Source organism: Thalassobacillus pellis, assembly GCF_016908295.1.
Taxonomy (GTDB): Bacteria; Bacillota; Bacilli; order Bacillales; family Halobacillaceae; genus Thalassobacillus; species Thalassobacillus pellis.
Window position 1 is genome coordinate 16,207 of sequence record NZ_JAFBDO010000005.1, and the last position, 18,032, is coordinate 34,238.

Genomic DNA, 18,032 nt, shown 5'->3' on the forward strand with positions numbered 1-18,032 from the left:
TATTCACGCTCCTTTTTATTATGATGAGTGGGTATGGCTGCTAAGTAAATTCTCCGCTAATATTCTTCCGTTCTCACATTCCTTTAATGGATTGCGGTCGGCCGCTTCATTTTCAATAGATAGGAAGCCGGAATAGCCGATATCTTTTAGGACAGAGATACACGCTTCTATGTCAACAATCCCTTTCCCCGGCTCCACTGTATAATGCCTGCCAGAGGCGTCTACGTCTTTCAAATGGACGTGGAAAAGGTGGTTCTTCAGATAGGACAATGCTTCCTCAGCCGGGAACCCTTGAGTCCCGAACCATCCGGTGTCCACACCTGCTCCAATGTAATCTCCATATTCGCCAATGATCTGGCGAATTTCATCGGGGTGTTTTTCTGGATGGTTTTCAACGGCCACTCGGATATCAAATTCCTTGCAAAGCTCATACACATAAGGAGCTGCCTCTTTCGATATGCCGCTGGTTATCAGATCGATTCCCAGCATTTTGCTAGTCTCGAAACATAACCTGGTCCAATGGGGGAAATGGATGGGATCTCCTAACGAGCAGGAATAACTGATTGCTGTTAAGTCATGTTCTTTTAAGATATCTTTCAGTTCATCGGCCCAGTAGGATGTCATGTGTTTTGGAAAGGCATGCCCCATCCACAGCTCTATGTTTTTGAATCCTGCCTGATATATGTCCTCACAAATCCTTCTGAATTCCATAAGACTGAAGTTTTCGATGATACGTCGTTCTGCGGCTCCCCAATCGTCGATAGAAGTCTGGTAGTTCGATGCCCGGGCAAAAAAGTTAGCCGTATGAAAGGCAGTCTGCATTTTCATAATCACCTCTAATAAGTTTAAAAAATATCCACACGAATCAAAATAATATTTATGGGTTTATGTGGATTACACCCTCAACTTTACCAATTAATGTTTGAATAGTCAAAAAATTATAGAGGAAGCTTATAACGTTATACGGTTATCATGGTTGATTCCACGATGAACGAGTGGCCGTGCCCGCGGTAAGCGACTCATGAGAATCAACAGCAAGCTTTAACAGTTTCCTTCGATTATAAAGGATCTTTTCAGCGGCTTCTTATGGGCACTGGAAGTCTATGATCTTTGTGAATGGTGATAATGATTTTGTGAAATTCAGCAGCCGTTTCCGCCTGGTTATGGTAATATGAATATGATTCACCAAATGTGTTTTCCAATATGTTTTATTTCCCGGATGCAGGGAACATATCATAGGAATATGAACGCGGAAAACCTTCATATCTTGAACTGTCCTGTGATATAATTTTATAAAGATAGAAAGAATTCAGGATGGGAGATTTTATAGGAAACAAGTGATTTCCAAGCGGCAGATGCCGTTTGGGCTTGTGGATTGTAACTATCTCAAAGGAGTGTATATATGTTAAAGGAATCTGACTTTCCGACTGATGAGCTGAGGGAGCAATGGATCAAGGTAAGAAACAAGAAACTGGAAGAGATGGGTCAATATATCCAGAGATACTTCCACCTCACTAAAGTTAGAGAGAATAAAGGAAGTTATGAGGTGCAGGGGTATGTATACCAACCAGGCTATGGCGAAATAAAGATGGCCTTCGAATTCACTTACGAAAATGTAGCTAAATTTACAGATGCCTTTGAAGATTTGAAAGCTCAATAATGATATAGGCAGATTACCAGGAGCCCGGCTTACTTTGAGCCGGGCTCCTGGTATGATCAGCATAAATCAACAGTATCCACCGTCATTTCTCCGATTTTCCGGATATCAACATTTCCACCTGAGATAACCACAGCCATCTTCTTTCCTTCAAATGGCAGCTTATTATTCATGATGGCAGCAACGGCGACAGCGCTGGAAGGCTCAATCAGCTGCTTCATCCTTTCCATGACAAAGCTGAATGCAAGCTTGATTTCTTTTTCCGAAACCAGGAAAAGGTCGTCCAGGTATTTCTGTAAAACCGGGAAGGTCAAATCTCCTGGCTGGGAAGCTCTCAGGCCATCCGCAATTGTCTGAGTAGGAGGTATAGTGGTTATTTTACCGTTCTTAAGCGATAGGAAAGTGTCATTGGCAGTTTCCGGTTCCACACCATAAACCTTGATACGTGGTTGTGTTTCCTTAATGGCTGTCAGGATACCGGATAAAAGGCCGCCACCTCCAACAGGGACTACTACGGCATCAACATCCTCTATTTGTTCCATTATTTCCATACCCACCGTTCCCTGACCTGCCATCGTGTACGGGTCATCATAAGGAGGGATATAGACGCCTGAAGTTTTTTCAGCAAGCATCTTTGCCTGTGGTATCCGTTCTGCAGACGTTGTGCCGCAGGTTTCGATTTTACCCTTGTAAGCCCGGATGGCATCGACTTTGCAGGGAGTGGCATCCTCTGGTACTACAATCGTCGCAGGGACACCAAGACTATCAGCAATATATGCAACTGCCTGGCCGTGGTTACCGGAAGAAGCAGCAGTAACCGACTCTGCCCCTGCCCTTACTGCCTCTGTAACCTTATTGGTGGCTCCACGAATTTTGAAAGATCCTGTTTTCTGTAAGTGTTCGGCTTTTAGAAAAACATCGTTGTTACATAGTCTGGATAACTGGTCGGACTGAAGGATGGGTGTTGTATGGATGGTGTTTTCAATCGTTTCCCGAGCCTGTATGATATCGGCAATATGGATCATGCTTCATCACCTTTCTAGGTTTTTCCGTATAAATTTCATTCTAGAGAAGCAGAAAGGTATAATCAATTTTCAGACTTTCTCGGTCGTATTATGATGGCGGAATGCCACAATATCAGCCAGGCAGGCTGCAACACCCTCTGCATCAGAAATTGTATTCTGTTTACCAAAGGATATGCGTATGAATGTTTTGGCAGCTTCTTCTGAATATCCCATGGCAAGTAAGGTTTTTGCAGGTGCCTGCTCATTGATGGAGCAAGCGCTCCCTGTCGAGATGGCATATCCACGACGATTGGCTTCCAGCATCGTCCATTGCCCCTCGATACCTGCCAGGCAAATTCCCAGGATAGGAGATTCCTCCAGAGGGGTTCCGACCAATGTAAGTTTATCCCATATGGGTTCCAGCGTTTTAATAAAAGTTTCCTTTAATTTCCGGATGTGTGCAGCCTGTATTTGTATGCTATCGATACAGTCTGTCGCAGCAGTGGTGAATGCCGCTATTCCCGCTACATTCACCGTACCTGGACGGACACCGCTTTCGTGGGTGCCATTCGGGTAAAAAGGAGAATAAGAGATTCCAGGTCTTATATAGACTGCTCCGACACCTTTTGGCCCGTACACCTTATGGCTCGATACAGAAAAGCTGTCCATGAATCCGGATACCTGTTTTAAGTCGCTTTTACCTAAGGCTTGCACACAATCGCTGTGAAAAAAAATTCCTGATTTTTCACAGAGAGCACCAATCTTTTCCACAGGCTGAATGGTTCCGATTTCCGCGTTTATATATTGGATGGAAACCAATCCTGTGTCCGGGCGAATTTCAGCTTTCAGCGTTTCTATATCAACTGTTCCCTGTTTGTTAAGGGGGAGCTTCGTAATCTCAAAACCTTCCCCTGATAATTTTTCAAGAATGTTGTGAATGGAGGAATGTTCCGCCTGAGAAGTGATGATGTGCTTTCCTTTTCCTGCGTGGGCGAGGGCATAAAGGGCAATTCCATTGCTTTCTGTTCCTCCGCTCGTAAAAAAGATCCCCTCTGAATCAACCCCTGACAGATCGGCGAGAGTCTGCCGGCAATGCTCCAATAAATTTCCTGCCTTCGTCCCGGTGTCATGCATGCTGCTTGTGTTGCCGAAATAAGCTCTGGCAGCTTCGTTATAAATCTTTAAAGCTGCATCATCAATGGGACATGTTGCCGCGTAGTCAAAATATTTCATTTCTCCACCCCTTTTTTTTGCCATCAAGGAAAAATCACTTGTCATAATTGTAATTCTGTGTAAATATAAGTGTCAAGACACATGTAAAAAATCAGAGGTGACCTGATGAAGCGTGTAGACGTAATTGTAGTCGGAACTGGTATCGGTGCGTTACAGCTGCTAAAGAATTTACGTACGGAATTGAATGTGATGGTTCTCACAAAGTCAAGTATAAAAACGAGTAATTCCTCTAAAGCTCAAGGAGGAGTGGCTGCAGCGATAGGATCTGATGACAGCTCATATGATCATTACTTGGACACCTTGGAAGCGGGGCGGTTCATTAATGACCATGAAGCGGTCATTCAAATGACAAGGGAAGCACCTGAAATTATTGGAGAGTTACTGGGGGATGGCTGTCGCTTTGATAAAAGAGAAAATGGCATGATCTCTCTTGGACGTGAAGGATCCCATCATAAAAATCGCATCGTCCACGGTGGTGGCGACCAGACTGGGAAACGCATTGTGGAAAGTCTGCTTAAGAATGTTGGATCGAATATTACTGTTAAGGAGAATGAATTTGTGTATTCCTTGCTCACTTGTGAACAAGGAAGCTGCATGGGAGTGAGAAGTAAAGACAAAGCCGGGTATGTTAACACCTATACAGCCCCTCATATTGTTCTTGCAACAGGTGGATGCGGTCAGGTTTTTGCTTCCACATCCAATGCGGAAACGGTGACAGGTGACGGACTCGCGCTTGCTTATCAAGCGGGAGCGGAACTTGTTGATATGGAGTTTGTCCAATTCCATCCGACTTTGCTTCAGGCTGGAGAATCGGCAAAAGGTCTCGTTTCTGAAGCAGTCAGGGGGGAGGGAGCCATTCTTGTGACGAAGGATGGAGTACCGATCATGGAAGGTGTACACCCATTGAAGGATTTAGCACCACGGCACGTCGTTTCCCAGACAATCTATGAAAATATCAAACAGGGAGAAGATGTATTTTTGGATATTCGTCCTGTCCGTCATTTCGGTGAACGATTTCCCACTGTCGCCCGCCTTTGTAGCAGATATGGCGTTTCATTGGAGAAAGGGAAAATCCCTGTGGTACCGGGCTGTCACTTTTTAATGGGCGGGGTAAAGACTGACGCTCATGGAAGAACGAATGTGAAGGGACTGTATGCTGTAGGGGAAGTCGCCTGCACAGGGGTTCACGGAGCGAACAGACTGGCGAGCAATTCGCTGCTGGAAGCACTTGTCTATGGAAAGCGGCTTGCCGCCCATATCAACAGTCAGCCAGTCGTTCGTGCCTGCAGTGAAGTTATTGTTTCTTTAAAGAATAGGGAGGCAGAACTGAAACTGCCTCAGGCAATAGAAATCAAAGAGTCCATGATGGAGCGGGTCGGTATCATGCGTTCTAAAGCAGATTTACTCACGCAGAAAAAATGGCTGGATTCCTTTGCCTTTCCAGATAACCTGGATTCTCTATCCAAAGAAGAGACAGAAGTAGTGTTTATGCTGGTAACGGCAAGGCTGATTACAGATGCAGCAATCAAAAGGGAAGAAAGCCGCGGCGGACATTACCGGAAAGACCTCCCTTTTGAAAGAGAAGAATGGCGGCATAAGCATATTCATTTTCAAAAATATAGAAAGCAGGGTGAAATGTATGAATCGGTTAATGCTCCGGCGCTCACTTGAAGAGTTTTTTATAGAGGACATCGGGGAGCGGGATGTAACGAGTGATCTATTGTTTGATCCAGGCACACCTGGAGAAATCCAGTTCCTGGCAAAGCAGGATGGTGTACTTTGCGGGACAGCGGTGATTCAGGAGGGTTATAAGCTGCTCAATGAAGCGATTGAGATTAATTTATTCCTGAAAGACGGCGACAGGCTGGCTGCCGGGGATCTGATTGCACGTGTCAGGGGAGATATGGCCGCTTTACTGAAAGGAGAGCGAGTTATCCTTAACCTGTTGCAGCGGATGAGCGGAATCGCTACGCTGACTCAGCAGGCTGTGCGGAATCTGAACAGTTCCCATACGAGAATCTGTGACACACGAAAGACGACCCCTGGTCTTCGTATGCTGGAGAAATATGCCGTCCGTACCGGAGGTGGATTCAATCATCGGAACGGGCTGTACGATGCTGTGATGCTGAAGGATAATCATATCGCCTTTGCAGGTTCCATCACGGCGGCAGTTAAAAGATTGCGGACAGAGCTCGGGCATATGGTGAAAATCGAAGTGGAGACCGAAACCCAGGAGCAGGTGCTTGAAGCTGTGGAAGCAAAAGTGGACTGCATTATGTTTGATAATCGTACACCGGAAGAAATAGCCAAATTCGTAGAGCTCGTCCCGGAATCTATAACAACAGAGGCATCAGGCGGCATTGAGCTTGATCAGCTGGAATTATATGGGGGCTCCGGGGTGGACTACGTATCCATGGGATGCCTGACCCATTCTGTCAAAGCGCTTGATATCAGTGTGAAAGTACCAAGCTTAGAAAGGACTGCTGCAAAATGAACATATTGGAAGCTTTGGAAAAGAAAGTACCGACACTCCCGGAAAAGTATAGGCAGATGAGTATGGAGGAGCTGGAAGAGCGTGTCCGTAACGTGAAGACACGGATGGGAAACAGACTGTTCCTGCCTGGCCATCATTATCAAAAAGATGAAGTCATTCAGTTCGCTGATGCCAGAGGAGATTCGCTGAAGCTTGCCCAGTTATCTGCTGAAAATAAGGAAGCAGAAGCGATTATCTTTTGCGGCGTCCATTTCATGGCGGAAACTGCTGATATTTTGACGCATCAGGATCAGAAGGTTTACTTGCCTGATATGCGTGCCGGCTGTTCGATGGCTGACATGGCTAATCTAACACAGACAGAAAAGGCATGGAAAAAGTTGATGGATCTCTTTCATGATACAATCCTGCCACTGACCTACGTAAACTCAACCGCAGCCATCAAAGCATTTGTCGGAAAGCACGATGGTGCCACGGTAACCTCCTCCAATGCGGAAAAAATGGTAACCTGGGCTTTCACGCAAAAAGAGCGGATCCTCTTTTTGCCTGACCAGCACCTGGGAAGAAATACAGCATATAACCTTGGTATCCCGCTCGAGCATATGGCAGTATGGGATCCAATTAAAGAAGAACTAGTCTATGATTGTGCACTCGAAGACGTCAAAGTGATTTTGTGGAAAGGCCATTGCTCTGTTCACGAGAATTTCACAGTAGCTAACGTCCACCAGGTTCGAGAACAATATCCAGATATGAAAATCATCGTTCACCCTGAATGCCGTAGGGAGGTAGTCGCTTTATCTGATGAAGCCGGATCAACCAATTTCATCATTAATACTATCGAAAAAGCCCCTGCCGGAAGCTCATGGGCAATCGGAACGGAAATGAATCTTGTCAAACGGATCATCAGCGAACATACAGACAAACATATCATCTCCCTGAATCCGAATATGTGCCCGTGCCTGACGATGAATCGGATAGACCTGCCGCACCTCACGTGGTGTCTGGAAGCCATCGAAGCAGGGGAACCGCACAACTTGATTGAAGTGACACCGGAAATAGCAGAGGATGCCAAAAAAGCACTGGATCGGATGCTGTCCAGAGCCTGATAACGAACATGGTTTGAGTAAAAAAGACAGAAAAACCAGCCCGAAATGAAATGTAACCCAGACAATGGACATTTCAAATAGGCTGGCTTTTCTTTTAATTAGGGGTTAAGCAAGGCGCTTCCGCTTTTGTCTCATCCAGCTGCAGCGCCTACCCCCTCGAGGTCTTAAGTCAATCCTCTCTGTGACACAGAACGTCACGCCGAGGCTTGACTTAAGCTGGTCGGGGGTGAGCAAGGCGCTTCCGCTTTAGTTGTTAGTGGCGTTTGTGGAGCCATAATACGCCAGATTTTGCCAGGCGTGGTAATAGTCCGGTAACCGGTTTTTGCAGCATGTTGCCAAAGCCGTCGGATTTTCCTAAGGAGCCAAGGGAGCCTTTCAGCTTCAGTTCTTTCGGCTCTTCTGGTTCTTTTCCTTTTAAGACAGCATCCAGAATATCTGCAATCTGCTCTCCTTGCTGCCCGGCGAGCTGGGCGCTTGGGGAGTGAACAGATGATGCACAATCGCCGACCACATAAACGTGTGGTGCTTCCGGAACTTGATAGAGCTCATTCACAACGACTTTTTCCTGGGAATCTTTTTCGTATGGCAGCTCGCGTGCGAGATGATTAGGTCTGACGCCTGCAGTCCAGATGGTGACATCGTTGACGTAGCAAATGCCATTATTACAGACACCGTCTTTCTCGACATACTCAACGTTGGCGCCGTGAATGACTTCTACATCATTTTTTTCAAACCATTCTTCTACGTACTCCTGAATTTTGGTATCGAACGCCCTGAGCACGGTTTCCCCGCGGTCAAGCAGTCGGATGTTTAAGTCTGGTCTGCTTTCCCGTATTTCTGAAGCTACTTCGATCCCACTGAGACCTGCCCCGACGACAGAAACTTTTCCATAAGCCTTCAAGTTTCCAACTGCTAGGCCAGCACGTCTAGCCCGGGAGAAAGACTGCACACTTTCAGTGAAATCATTTGCTCCTGGAATTCCATGATAATTATCTTCACAGCCAAGCGCTATGACGAGAAAGTCGTAGTTTACAGGCTCAACAGTCTCATTCACATGAATCTGCTGTTTTTCGGTATCAATTGTTTCGATTTCTCCAAAAACGTAATCGACCTGATCGTGTTCCGGAAAAGAAATGCGGGCATTTGTATCTGCTTCCGTGCCTGCAGCGATCGCATAAAACTCTGTTTTCAAAGAATGGTATGGATTGCGGTCAACAATAGTAACGTGGACGTCTTTAGGCAGCTCTTTGTCCAGCAGTTCCAATAGAATTTTCAGTCCGCCATAGCCGCCGCCCAAGATGACTAATTTTCTCATTAAATAAACCCCTTACATAACGTTTTATATAGGAATGAAGCGTTGATATATCTGCATATTCGCTTAAGCGCTTTCGAATATTAGTCCACTTTACAGATTACCAAAAAATAATACGAAAAACTAGACTATGATAGTATTTCTAAACGTTCTTTTTCCTTATTTAAAAATGTTCCCTGCATCTATATTCTGAAACTATTTTCCATTATAAATACAGAAATGCGTAAGGAAGTTCATAACAGCGTATGAGTGGTGTCGAATCAGGAGAGAAATTAGTTGTTTAAACGTTTGTTGAATTTACCTTAAGGCCTGATATAACAACAGCACTTCTCTTAAAAATTCTTCCTTATACCGGGTCTTGCTGCCAATCCTGGCCACCCATTCATCGATGGTGTTAATCGGAGGGTCATTGATTAACCCGCTTGTTGTACTGAGAACACTTTTCCAGTCGTCAAATTCCCAGTGAGCCATTTCATTTTTATATGGAATACGGCATTCAAGCAAAGGGATGGGATGAATATTTTGCTGAGAGCCCTCTGCCACCTTTAAAAAGTAATCTATTTCAATTGGTTTCGTTTCGTAGAACTGTTGCGACTTTTTCCCATTCGGCCGATGATAATTAACCTCAATCGATAAATCATCAGTTGTAATCTGAACGTCCGCTGCTGGAAAAAAACCGCTATGTGGTTCTTTTATAAAACCAGGATGAGAGGGTTCAATCAAAATTGGTTCAAGCCATTGGTCGCCTAAGTCACAAAGGAATCTGTTTCCATAGATGTCCAGCGCAATCACAGCTACGTGGACGTGAGAGGAGTCAAGATTGCTTCCGATAGGATAAGCTTCTATACCATCTTGTTTAAACTCGTCCAACAGCCATAAAGCAAGGTCAAAGCAATTTCCTGTGATTCCATAGGTTTCCCTGTGTTCTTTCATCAGTGCCACACTGCGCTGTTTTTGCTGTGTCGACTGATGGAAGAACCAAAGCTTGGTCAATGTCTCCATCGGAAAATCATCGAACTTCCTCCACGTGGCAAGAATCTGATCCGGTGCTTTCATCCATCACTAACCTCCATCTTTATCTATGCTTTCAAGTTAGCATTCCTACTCCATAAAAGCCAGAACCTTTTAATTCTAAAAATATTGAATATATAATTCAATTATTATAGAATTATTGTGAGGTGATAGGAATGGAAATATTTTCAGCAACCAGCAGGCCGCGGGAAACATACAAAGTGGAATTGGAATACTCATTATTGTGGGAATGTGCACTTGGAATAGCTGCGATCACTAATACAGCTCTCCTCAAGAGTCTGGAAAAAGAGAAGGAGTATTGGAAGGGGATTAAACAGTCTTTATCTGCTGAAACGAGAAAAGAGCTAGAATATGTCCGAGAGAGGAACACCTGGAAGGCATTACTGCAGCTTTTGCACGAGCGTAATTTTAAGAGTCTGGATGAGTACCTTTCTTATATTGAAAATTTATCGGAAGAAAAACTGAGGTTCATTTGCATTCCATTTCTCGGTGACAATCACCAGCAAACAAGGCAAAGAGCAGCAAATGGGGAAGGGGAAGCAGTCTTAGCCTTGCAAAAAATAACAAAGGAAAATCCTTTTTTTCCCGAGTACATTTCTTTTATAAGCAAGGCTGATATCCATGAATTAAAGCAGCACCTGATTACAATTATGGCTTCCTGGTATGATTCGGTAATCAGACCGGAGGAGGAAAGAATTTCTGATATCCTCGATCGAGATCACATGATAAAGGGGAGAATGGCAGAAAAAATGTCCAGCCAGGCATTTGTTGAATGGGCGACAGGGGGGATTCAATATCCGCCGGAGCCAGGTGTTTATCAAGTAATCCTAATTCCCCACATCATTTACCGGCCCTGGAACGTGGAGGCAGATATCGAGGGAACAAAGGTCTTTTATTATCCTGTTTCCAATGATAGTCTTCACCCTGACAGGAGAGATATCCCTGATATGCTCCTTGTTCAGAAACATAAAGCGCTTGGTGATGAAGTACGTCTGCGAATCCTTAAGCTCCTTTGCAAAAAGGATCACACCTTGCAAGGTTTAACAAACGAATTAGGCATGGGTAAAACTACCGTACATCACCATTTGAAAATGCTTAAATCAGCCAGGCTGGTTGTAAATGAAAAATCTATTTACCGGGTAAAACAGCATGCGCTTACATCCATGGCTCAAGAACTTGATATATACCTGGAAGGAATGTAAGGGAGCGGGAAGCGTATGGAACAAGCTAAAAAGAAGCAGAAACAAATACCGACTTTCCGAAGAAATTATCCTGCTTTCCGGTTGATTGGGGGAAACCTCATCTCTTTTTTAGGTGACCAGATCTACCTGATCGCCTTGCCTTTGATTGTCTTAGCTTTGACTGGATCGCCAGTAAGTATGGGTATTGTTGCAGCACTTGAAAGGCTTCCTATCCTGTTCCAGCCGTTGACAGGAGTATTAGCTGACAGATTTGACAGAAAGAAATTGATGCTCCTGTGCGATTTCGGAAGGGGATTATTGCTTGGTGTAATGGGGCTGAGTCATATTTCAGGAATACTTGAGCTATGGCATTTATATAGTGGAGCCTTGATGATTGGCATGCTGAGCCAGGTATACAACACTTCTCAATTTGCTTCCGTTCCAAGCCTGGTGAGAAAGAAGGATCTGCAATGGGTAAATGCGTTAAATACAGGCTTTTTTAACACGGCAATATTAGTGGCACCTGGACTTGGCGGATTGCTTCTCAGCTTTTATCATCCCGGATATGCTCTTATCATTAACGCTGTCAGTTTTTGCCTTGCAGGAGTCCTCGTAAAAACTATTTCGGTCGTACCATTGCATTCCACTAAGGAACATAAAGCGTTTTTGAAAGATATAAAACTGGGATTTCAATTCGTTTACCAGACGAAGGCAATACTGTTTACGAATGTAGCCCTCCTTGCACGGGTATTCGGTCTGACGCTTTTTCTTACATTAATGATTTTCCATTTAAAAGATACGATCGCGATGAGTACAGCACAAATTGGAATACTTTTATCCTTAGGGGGAGCAGGCGCAATAGGAGGAGCTTTAGTCACTAATAGACTCAGCAGAACTTTTTCTTATCGGAAAATAATGTTTACCGCATCTGTCTGTGGTGGGGGTTCCATTATTTTGTTCAGTATCTCGGAAACATTTTTATTCTTAGTCTTCTACAATTTAATCGGTACAACTGCAGCAGCGATGCTGAACCCTTGTATTGCGACATTGAGGCAGACATTGACCCCGAAACACATGCTAGGACGGGTCCAGGCAACAAGCCAGTTTATGACCTGGTTACTCATGCCTGCAGCAGCACTGGGGGCAGGATTAATAGCTGAGCAGATTGGTACATCTTCTACTATATTGATTGGCGGCAGTATCGCAACGATAGCCTCTTTTCTGTATCTTCATCCTGCAATTGATCAAAATTGCCGGAACAGAGAAGAATCGGTATCATAATCAACAAGGAGGCGCATTATGAATAAAAAATGGTGGAAAGAAGCTGTAGCTTATCAGATTTATCCAAGAAGTTTCATGGATTCGAATGGGGATGGAATTGGTGATATCCAGGGTGTGATATCAAAGCTCGACTATTTAAAGGAGCTGGGGATTGATGTAATCTGGATCTGCCCGATCTACACCTCACCAAATGACGATAATGGGTATGATATCAGTGATTATAAAGGTATAGCCGAAGAATTCGGAACTATGGAGGACTTTGATGAGCTTCTTGAGGAAGTACATAAGCGTGGAATGAGGCTGATCATGGACCTTGTCATTAATCATACTTCTGACGAGCACCCGTGGTTCATTGAGTCCAGGTCTTCGAGGGGTAACCCATACCGGGGTTATTATATTTGGCATCCTGGGAAAAATGGCGGGGAACCGAACAACTGGGAATCGATTTTCGGCGGTTCTGCCTGGGAGTATGATGAAAAGACAGAGGAATATTACATGCATGTTTTTTCCCGGCGGCAGCCTGATTTGAATTGGGAAAATCCGAACGTAAGAAAAGATTTATACCAAATGGTCAATTGGTGGCTGGATAAAGGGATTGACGGCTTCCGGATCGATGCTATTTCCCATATTAAAAAAGTTGCTGGTTTCCCTGATGTACCCAATCCTGACAAGAAAAAATATGCTCCTTCCTTCAAAGGACATATGAACCGTGAAGGAATTCATGATTTTCTTAAGGAACTGAAAACGGAAACCTTTGATCATTATGACATCATGACCGTAGGCGAAGCGAATGGTGTCAGTGTCGAGCAGGCGGATGAGTGGGTCGGGGAAGAAGAGGGAAAATTCAATATGATTTTTCAATTCGAGCACCTCGATCTCTGGGGCAAGGACACCTCTAAAGGGCTTGATATCCATGGGCTGAAAAAAACTCTGACAAAATGGCAGAAAGGCCTTCATGGCAGAGGCTGGAATGCACTTTTCCTTGAGAATCATGACCAGCCAAGATCTGTTTCTACGTGGGGAAATGATAAAGAGTTCTGGGAAAAATCGGCCAAATGCCTGGCTGTCATGTATTTTTTCATGGAAGGAACGCCGTTTATCTATCAAGGACAGGAGATCGGCATGACCAATGTGCAATTTCCATCCATTGAAGATTACGACGATGTAGCCATCCGGAACATGTATGAAGAAAAGCGGGCTGAAGGGCAGTCTAATCAGGAAGTAATGGAGGTCATCTGGAAGACAGGAAGAGACAATTCCCGGACGCCGATGCAGTGGGATGCAAGGGAGAATGCAGGATTTACGGACGGGAAACCATGGCTGAAAATCAACCCTGACTATAAGACTATTAATGTAGAAAAAGAAATGTCTGAAGAAGGCTCTATTTATCACTTTTATAAAAAATTGATAGAGCTGCGAAAGTCTTATTCGGCACTTATTTACGGCGAATATGAACTACTATTGGAAAATCATGATAAAATTTATGCTTACACAAGAACGCTCGATAAGGAAGCTTTCCTTATCATCACAAATCTGTTTGCCGAAGAAGCCAGTTTTGAACTTCCACAGCATCTGACTAAGCCATCCGCTGAATTGATATTGAGTAATGACTGCGTGGATACAGATGAAAATATAAGCAAGCTGACTCTGCGTCCATATGAGGCCAGAGTTTACAAATTACAGCGATAACAAGTAGTAGGCCGGCAAATGTGCAATGTGTCTGTAGGTTATTATTAACTTCAACAGTTGACGATTGCCAAAAGGTGATCATCTTCGCGGAAAGAAAAAACGGTCTGGATGGATAGAGAACTCCATACAGACCGTTTTTTAATTCATATCTTTTCTAAACCTTTAGTTTCTCAGCAGTCTTGGCGAGGCTTGTCTTAAGCTCGTCCGGGTGAGAAAAGCGCTAGCGCTTTCTTTACTATTTTTCCTTAGTGGCTGCTGCTTCATTCGCGGCATGGCTTTGGGCATTCAGCCGGATTTGTTCACGAACCGATGTAACATCTTCATAACGCTTATGCCCTGTATGGTAAAGCTTTTCACGCTTTACCTTGTATCTCGCCTTGGCGTTTGCAAGTAAGTTCGGATTGTTACCGACCTTACGAGGGTTCTCCACTTTTTTCTTCGGAGCGATCATGGATCCACTGAAAAAAGAAGCAAGGAAAATGGACCCGAGCATCGCCCATTTTTTTTTATTTGCGGGCGGTTGTTTGTCTTTCTTCATGATGACAATCTTTCCTGTGTCATATCCTTCAGTGCTTTACGCTTTTGTGTGAAATAATAGCCTAAAGCTACAGCGCCGTATAACCCGCCAAGGTCCTGACGATGCGCTGTTTCTTTTCCTTCTGAGGTGGTTTTTTTCCAGGACATGGTGACATCAACCAGCGAGGAAGAAAGCTTTCTTGAGGATTCCCCAATATCCCCGACAATGTAAAACAGTGGGCTGAGAGTCCTGATTTTTTCATTTACGTCTGCAAGGGTATCGTTACTTTTGTTCAACAGCTGCCCTGTTTCCTTCATGACATCATCCAATTGATCTGGCAGCTTCTGTACCGTTTTATTGACCCCGCTTAAAACTTTTGACAGGTTTACGAGCACCTTTGCAAGGAAAATTGCCAGAATGATGAATGCAATTCCGATGATCAGTACCCCGATTCCTACTAAATCCATTCTAATCCCTCATTTCCTTAAAAATTTTCGCTTTTCCTTTGGTTATGGGCTTCCATCTGGCCGGTAATACCGGCCATTTTCCATGTGGCATAGACACCCGCTGCCGCTTCACCCCAATGTATGAATTTCAGAATATCATCCTTTCGATGGGATGTATGATAGGAAAAGTTATCTGCAGCCCCGCTCAAAACATGGTTCAGGTTTACTACTGATTTCCCTACATCATGCAGAGAGTCGAACAGGCTGTCGGTTGAATCAATTTTATGGTGAAGGTCATCGGTGATGGCATGAGTTTTTTTAATAAGCTCTTCTGACTCCGTCGTAATACCATTCATTTGTCTTTCCATTTCATCCATCGTGGTATCCAGACTTTCAATCGTATTGGTAACTTTATGGAGAGTAATGACAATGAAAATGACGATAAATGCAAATGCCAGTGCAGCCAGAAATGTACCGATATATACAAGATCCATCTGCTTCACCTCCTCTTTAGGTTCTTTACCCATTTTTACCATGTTAAAACGGATAATTCCATTGATCAGTTTGCTTTGTTTCAGCAAAACAAGGTTATAATCCCATTTATTGTGGGTAAGGAAATTACACACACTGATAAAGATCAGGGAGGCTGACTATGAAATTAAAAAATTATATTAAAGAAGTAATACATGAGTTCCAAAAAGATGATGTGCCAATATTGGCTGCTGCACAAGCCTATTATTATCTATTGGCAATTGTACCGTTGATGATTTTGTTACTTTCCATCATTCCCTATCTGAGTATCGATCCGGACCGGGCTGTCCGTTTTATCAGTAATAACATCCCGGGCCAGACTGCAGAAATTTTCAAGGAGAATATTATCAGTTTGGTGAGCCAGCCGAAAGGTGGGTTGTTGAGTATCGGTATCATCGGTACTCTTTGGGCAGCTTCCAATGGTATGAATGCCTTTATGAAAGCGTCTAATCATGCCTATGAGGTTGAAGAGACTAGGTCCTTCATTGTAGCCAGGTTATTGTCTATCATTTTGACGATAGGAATGATTATTGCTTTTGTTGTAGCTCTGGTTCTTCCCGTCTTTGGAAAAGCTATCCTGTCTTTCTTAGATTCAGCATTGAATCTGCCGATGGAAATTATGATACTTTTGCACTTGTTACGATGGATTGTCAGTCTTATAGTGATGATCGGTTTATTAACTGTCTTGTATAGAGTCGCGCCTAACAAGAAACTGCCGTTTGGTCATATTATACCTGGAGCCATAACTGCTACAGTGCTCTGGCTGCTGATTTCGTGGGCGTTTTCTTTTTATGTCAGTAATTTCGCTAATTACTCAGCTACTTATGGAAGTTTAGGCGGTATTATAATCCTGATGCTGTGGTTTTTCCTGACCGGACTGATTCTGGTGCTTGGCGCAGAGGTCAATGTGGTGCAGCACAGAAGAAAGTTGAATGAAAAGTATTTTGAAGACAAAAAAGCCCAAGAATCATGACCTCTCCCCGGGACAACCAGATATTTCCACCCCGGGACAACCAGATATATACAAAAAAAGCTGCCGAGAATTTTCTCGGCAGCTAAATTTTTATATAGTGAGTTATCTTACGGCTGCATAGGAATTGATGCGGCCATGTTCGAAGTAATAGCCAGTACCACTGATCGCGTCAGCAGTTTGTTCAATGTCCTGGCGGATTTGCCAGTTGCTCTTGCCTTGGGCAGCAAGTAATCCGGCAAGACCGGCTACGTGCGGAGATGCCATGGATGTTCCGGACATGTAAGCGTATCCCCCGTCAGGTACTGTAGAGGCGATGTCTACGCCTGGTGCGGCAACATCCACCCATGTACCGTAATTGGAGAAGGAAGCTAATTGGTCATAGCGGTCGACAGCAGCAACAGCGATGACGTTGCTATAGGAAGCAGGTTCAAATGTAGTGGATACACCATCATTCCCGGCAGCGGCAATGACAACAGATCCTTGGTTCCACGCATAGTTTACTGCGTTTTCAAGTGTAGCTGTATCACAGTTACATCCGAGGGAAAGGTTGATGACTTCTGCATCCTGGTTGGCAGCGTAGACGATCGCATCAGCAATGTCAGCTAAGGAGCCGCTTCCGCTTGCATTAAGGGCACGGACAGCAAGCACCCTGGTGTTTGGTGCCATGCCGGCAACACCTGCAGAGTTATTCGTCTCAGCCGCAGCAGTACCAGCAACATGCGTACCATGGCCATTTTCATCCATTGGATAGTAATCGTCATCTACAAAATCATAACCTCTGATAGTCTTACCATCTAAGTCAGGGTGCGTATAGTCCACACCAGAGTCGATGACTGCGATTTCCTGGCTGCTGCTTCCACGGGTGATATCCCATGCCTGCTCTGTATTCGTAAGCTGCGGTCCATACTGATAACCGCTATAGTAAGTATCGTTCGGAACCCAATTCACTTCAAACGTATAGTTTGGTTCCGCATATTCTACATTTGGGTTATTACTCAGCGCTTTAGCGACTGCCTCTACGTTTCCAACTTTAAGTACTTTAAAAGAAGAGTCGACTGGGTCCTTATCAGGAACCATTTTTGCACTGATAGAATTAAGTACTTTGTTTTGTTCGGAGCGATTGGCACTTTCCTTGAACTTGACAATGACCTCACCTTTTACATATTCCGCGGCATTTTTTTCTGTTTTCTTAGCGGGCGAAGCATCTGATTCAGGGAGGTCAGCCTGTACAGCTGCTTCACTTACTGCTGGGAAAACGGCCAATGACAATGCGAGTGACAACGACAAACTAGCAATCTTCTTAAACTTCATTCAACATCCTCCTTTTTTGGGGTTACTTAGAAATTCATGGTGGAGGCTGTTGAATCCTGCTGATTTCTGTTGAGAAAAACCGGCCAAAATAATGGTCTTATCCGCATTTTTCGAAAGAATTTGCGCAACCGGTAAAATAAGTCGAATGATAGATTTGGGTATATGTACCTAAAAAAGTCATAGAACATAAGTACACTTTCTGATTTATTAGATAAAGGATTAAGGTAAAATTAGGGTAATGACTTTTTAATCTTCTTAAAAAGAGAGA

Annotated in this window: 17 protein-coding genes; 8 read left to right on the top strand and 9 right to left on the bottom strand. The window is 44.1% G+C overall.

All coding sequences use genetic code 11. The features are described from left to right. Window positions 1–18 precede the first annotated feature (18 nt). Window positions 19–822: a sugar phosphate isomerase/epimerase family protein gene (locus JOC33_RS15045; RefSeq protein WP_205093375.1), complete on the bottom strand. Its 804-nt coding sequence runs from the start codon at window positions 820–822 to the stop codon at window positions 19–21. A gap of 580 nt (window positions 823–1,402) precedes the next feature. On the opposite strand from JOC33_RS15045, the gene JOC33_RS15050 reads away from it, so the two are divergent. Then, the gene (locus JOC33_RS15050) at window positions 1,403–1,660 is read left to right on the top strand and encodes a hypothetical protein (RefSeq protein ID WP_205093376.1); all 258 of its coding nucleotides are present in this window, start codon (window positions 1,403–1,405) and stop codon (window positions 1,658–1,660) included. A 56-nt stretch (window positions 1,661–1,716) separates the two neighbouring features. Here JOC33_RS15050 and JOC33_RS15055 read toward each other — a convergent pair whose 3' ends face one another. Beyond that, the gene (locus JOC33_RS15055; protein ID WP_205093377.1) at window positions 1,717–2,682 is read right to left on the bottom strand and encodes a threonine/serine dehydratase family protein; all 966 of its coding nucleotides are present in this window, start codon (window positions 2,680–2,682) and stop codon (window positions 1,717–1,719) included. Window positions 2,683–2,751: 69 nt separating this feature from the next. Further along, window positions 2,752–3,894 carry an IscS subfamily cysteine desulfurase gene (locus JOC33_RS15060; RefSeq protein WP_205093378.1) on the bottom strand — a complete coding sequence of 381 codons (1,143 nt, stop codon included), beginning with the start codon at window positions 3,892–3,894 and terminating at the stop codon, window positions 2,752–2,754. Window positions 3,895–3,999: 105 nt separating this feature from the next. On the opposite strand from JOC33_RS15060, the gene nadB reads away from it, so the two are divergent. Genes nadB through nadA form a run of 3 tightly spaced genes read left to right on the top strand, consistent with a single transcriptional unit; the run spans window position 4,000 to window position 7,491 of the window. Next, window positions 4,000–5,565, top strand: a complete 1,566-nt coding sequence (nadB, locus tag JOC33_RS15065; protein WP_205093379.1) for an L-aspartate oxidase — start codon at window positions 4,000–4,002, stop codon at window positions 5,563–5,565. Then, window positions 5,534–6,388, top strand: a complete 855-nt coding sequence (gene nadC / locus JOC33_RS15070) for a carboxylating nicotinate-nucleotide diphosphorylase (protein ID WP_205093380.1) — start codon at window positions 5,534–5,536, stop codon at window positions 6,386–6,388. The genes nadB and nadC overlap by 32 nt, the downstream gene beginning before the upstream one ends. After that, window positions 6,385–7,491 (top strand): quinolinate synthase NadA, encoded by a 1,107-nt coding sequence (gene nadA / locus JOC33_RS15075; RefSeq protein WP_205093381.1) that lies wholly within the window; start codon window positions 6,385–6,387, stop codon window positions 7,489–7,491. Before nadC ends, nadA begins: the two co-directional genes overlap by 4 nt. Window positions 7,492–7,744: 253 nt before the next feature. Here the strand turns inward: nadA and JOC33_RS15080 are convergent, their stop codons facing one another. After that, complete coding sequence (locus JOC33_RS15080; protein WP_205093382.1) at window positions 7,745–8,806, bottom strand: NAD(P)/FAD-dependent oxidoreductase; 1,062 nt, start codon at window positions 8,804–8,806, stop codon at window positions 7,745–7,747. A 294-nt stretch (window positions 8,807–9,100) separates the two neighbouring features. After that, a complete protein-coding gene (locus JOC33_RS15085) occupies window positions 9,101–9,859 on the bottom strand; it encodes a hypothetical protein (RefSeq protein WP_205093383.1) in 759 nt (252 codons plus the stop codon). 131 nt (window positions 9,860–9,990) lie between these two features. Between JOC33_RS15085 and JOC33_RS15090 the strand changes: the two genes are divergently transcribed. The 3 genes from JOC33_RS15090 to JOC33_RS15100 are packed head-to-tail and all read left to right on the top strand — an operon-like array spanning window position 9,991 to window position 13,986. After that, window positions 9,991–11,037: an ArsR/SmtB family transcription factor gene (locus JOC33_RS15090; RefSeq protein ID WP_205093384.1), complete on the top strand. Its 1,047-nt coding sequence runs from the start codon at window positions 9,991–9,993 to the stop codon at window positions 11,035–11,037. A gap of 15 nt (window positions 11,038–11,052) precedes the next feature. Then, window positions 11,053–12,297: an MFS transporter gene (locus JOC33_RS15095; protein ID WP_205093385.1), complete on the top strand. Its 1,245-nt coding sequence runs from the start codon at window positions 11,053–11,055 to the stop codon at window positions 12,295–12,297. A gap of 18 nt (window positions 12,298–12,315) precedes the next feature. Continuing rightward, entirely contained in the window at window positions 12,316–13,986 is a 1,671-nt protein-coding gene (locus JOC33_RS15100) for a glycoside hydrolase family 13 protein (RefSeq protein WP_205093386.1), read from the top strand. Window positions 13,987–14,221: 235 nt separating this feature from the next. On the opposite strand, the gene JOC33_RS15105 is transcribed toward JOC33_RS15100, so the two are convergent. Genes JOC33_RS15105 through JOC33_RS15115 form a run of 3 tightly spaced genes read right to left on the bottom strand, consistent with a single transcriptional unit; the run spans window position 14,222 to window position 15,443 of the window. Beyond that, window positions 14,222–14,524 (bottom strand): hypothetical protein, encoded by a 303-nt coding sequence (locus tag JOC33_RS15105; RefSeq protein ID WP_205093387.1) that lies wholly within the window; start codon window positions 14,522–14,524, stop codon window positions 14,222–14,224. After that, the gene (locus JOC33_RS15110; RefSeq protein ID WP_205093388.1) at window positions 14,521–14,970 is read right to left on the bottom strand and encodes a DUF948 domain-containing protein; all 450 of its coding nucleotides are present in this window, start codon (window positions 14,968–14,970) and stop codon (window positions 14,521–14,523) included. The genes JOC33_RS15105 and JOC33_RS15110 overlap by 4 nt, the downstream gene beginning before the upstream one ends. Window positions 14,971–14,987: 17 nt before the next feature. Then, window positions 14,988–15,443, bottom strand: coding sequence for a DUF948 domain-containing protein (locus JOC33_RS15115; RefSeq protein ID WP_205093389.1), 456 nt, complete (start codon window positions 15,441–15,443; stop codon window positions 14,988–14,990). A 158-nt stretch (window positions 15,444–15,601) separates the two neighbouring features. On the opposite strand from JOC33_RS15115, the gene JOC33_RS15120 reads away from it, so the two are divergent. Next, complete coding sequence (locus tag JOC33_RS15120; RefSeq protein ID WP_205093390.1) at window positions 15,602–16,453, top strand: YihY/virulence factor BrkB family protein; 852 nt, start codon at window positions 15,602–15,604, stop codon at window positions 16,451–16,453. 102 nt (window positions 16,454–16,555) lie between these two features. Here JOC33_RS15120 and JOC33_RS15125 read toward each other — a convergent pair whose 3' ends face one another. After that, window positions 16,556–17,764 (bottom strand): S8 family peptidase, encoded by a 1,209-nt coding sequence (locus JOC33_RS15125; protein ID WP_205093391.1) that lies wholly within the window; start codon window positions 17,762–17,764, stop codon window positions 16,556–16,558. Window positions 17,765–18,032 lie beyond the last annotated feature (268 nt).

Bases quoted from the DNA above. Each gene is read 5' to 3' on its own strand.
- JOC33_RS15045 (WP_205093375.1), bottom strand. From the start codon at position 822: ATGCAGACTGCCTTTCATACGGCTAACTTTTTTGCCCGGGCATCGAAC.
- JOC33_RS15050 (WP_205093376.1), top strand. From the start codon at position 1,403: ATGTTAAAGGAATCTGACTTTCCGACTGATGAGCTGAGGGAGCAATGG.
- JOC33_RS15055 (WP_205093377.1), bottom strand. From the start codon at position 2,682: ATGATCCATATTGCCGATATCATACAGGCTCGGGAAACGATTGAAAAC.
- JOC33_RS15060 (WP_205093378.1), bottom strand. From the start codon at position 3,894: ATGAAATATTTTGACTACGCGGCAACATGTCCCATTGATGATGCAGCT.
- nadB (WP_205093379.1), top strand. From the start codon at position 4,000: ATGAAGCGTGTAGACGTAATTGTAGTCGGAACTGGTATCGGTGCGTTA.
- nadC (WP_205093380.1), top strand. From the start codon at position 5,534: ATGAATCGGTTAATGCTCCGGCGCTCACTTGAAGAGTTTTTTATAGAG.
- nadA (WP_205093381.1), top strand. From the start codon at position 6,385: ATGAACATATTGGAAGCTTTGGAAAAGAAAGTACCGACACTCCCGGAA.
- JOC33_RS15080 (WP_205093382.1), bottom strand. From the start codon at position 8,806: ATGAGAAAATTAGTCATCTTGGGCGGCGGCTATGGCGGACTGAAAATT.
- JOC33_RS15085 (WP_205093383.1), bottom strand. From the start codon at position 9,859: ATGAAAGCACCGGATCAGATTCTTGCCACGTGGAGGAAGTTCGATGAT.
- JOC33_RS15090 (WP_205093384.1), top strand. From the start codon at position 9,991: ATGGAAATATTTTCAGCAACCAGCAGGCCGCGGGAAACATACAAAGTG.
- JOC33_RS15095 (WP_205093385.1), top strand. From the start codon at position 11,053: ATGGAACAAGCTAAAAAGAAGCAGAAACAAATACCGACTTTCCGAAGA.
- JOC33_RS15100 (WP_205093386.1), top strand. From the start codon at position 12,316: ATGAATAAAAAATGGTGGAAAGAAGCTGTAGCTTATCAGATTTATCCA.
- JOC33_RS15105 (WP_205093387.1), bottom strand. From the start codon at position 14,524: ATGAAGAAAGACAAACAACCGCCCGCAAATAAAAAAAAATGGGCGATG.
- JOC33_RS15110 (WP_205093388.1), bottom strand. From the start codon at position 14,970: ATGGATTTAGTAGGAATCGGGGTACTGATCATCGGAATTGCATTCATC.
- JOC33_RS15115 (WP_205093389.1), bottom strand. From the start codon at position 15,443: ATGGATCTTGTATATATCGGTACATTTCTGGCTGCACTGGCATTTGCA.
- JOC33_RS15120 (WP_205093390.1), top strand. From the start codon at position 15,602: ATGAAATTAAAAAATTATATTAAAGAAGTAATACATGAGTTCCAAAAA.
- JOC33_RS15125 (WP_205093391.1), bottom strand. From the start codon at position 17,764: ATGAAGTTTAAGAAGATTGCTAGTTTGTCGTTGTCACTCGCATTGTCA.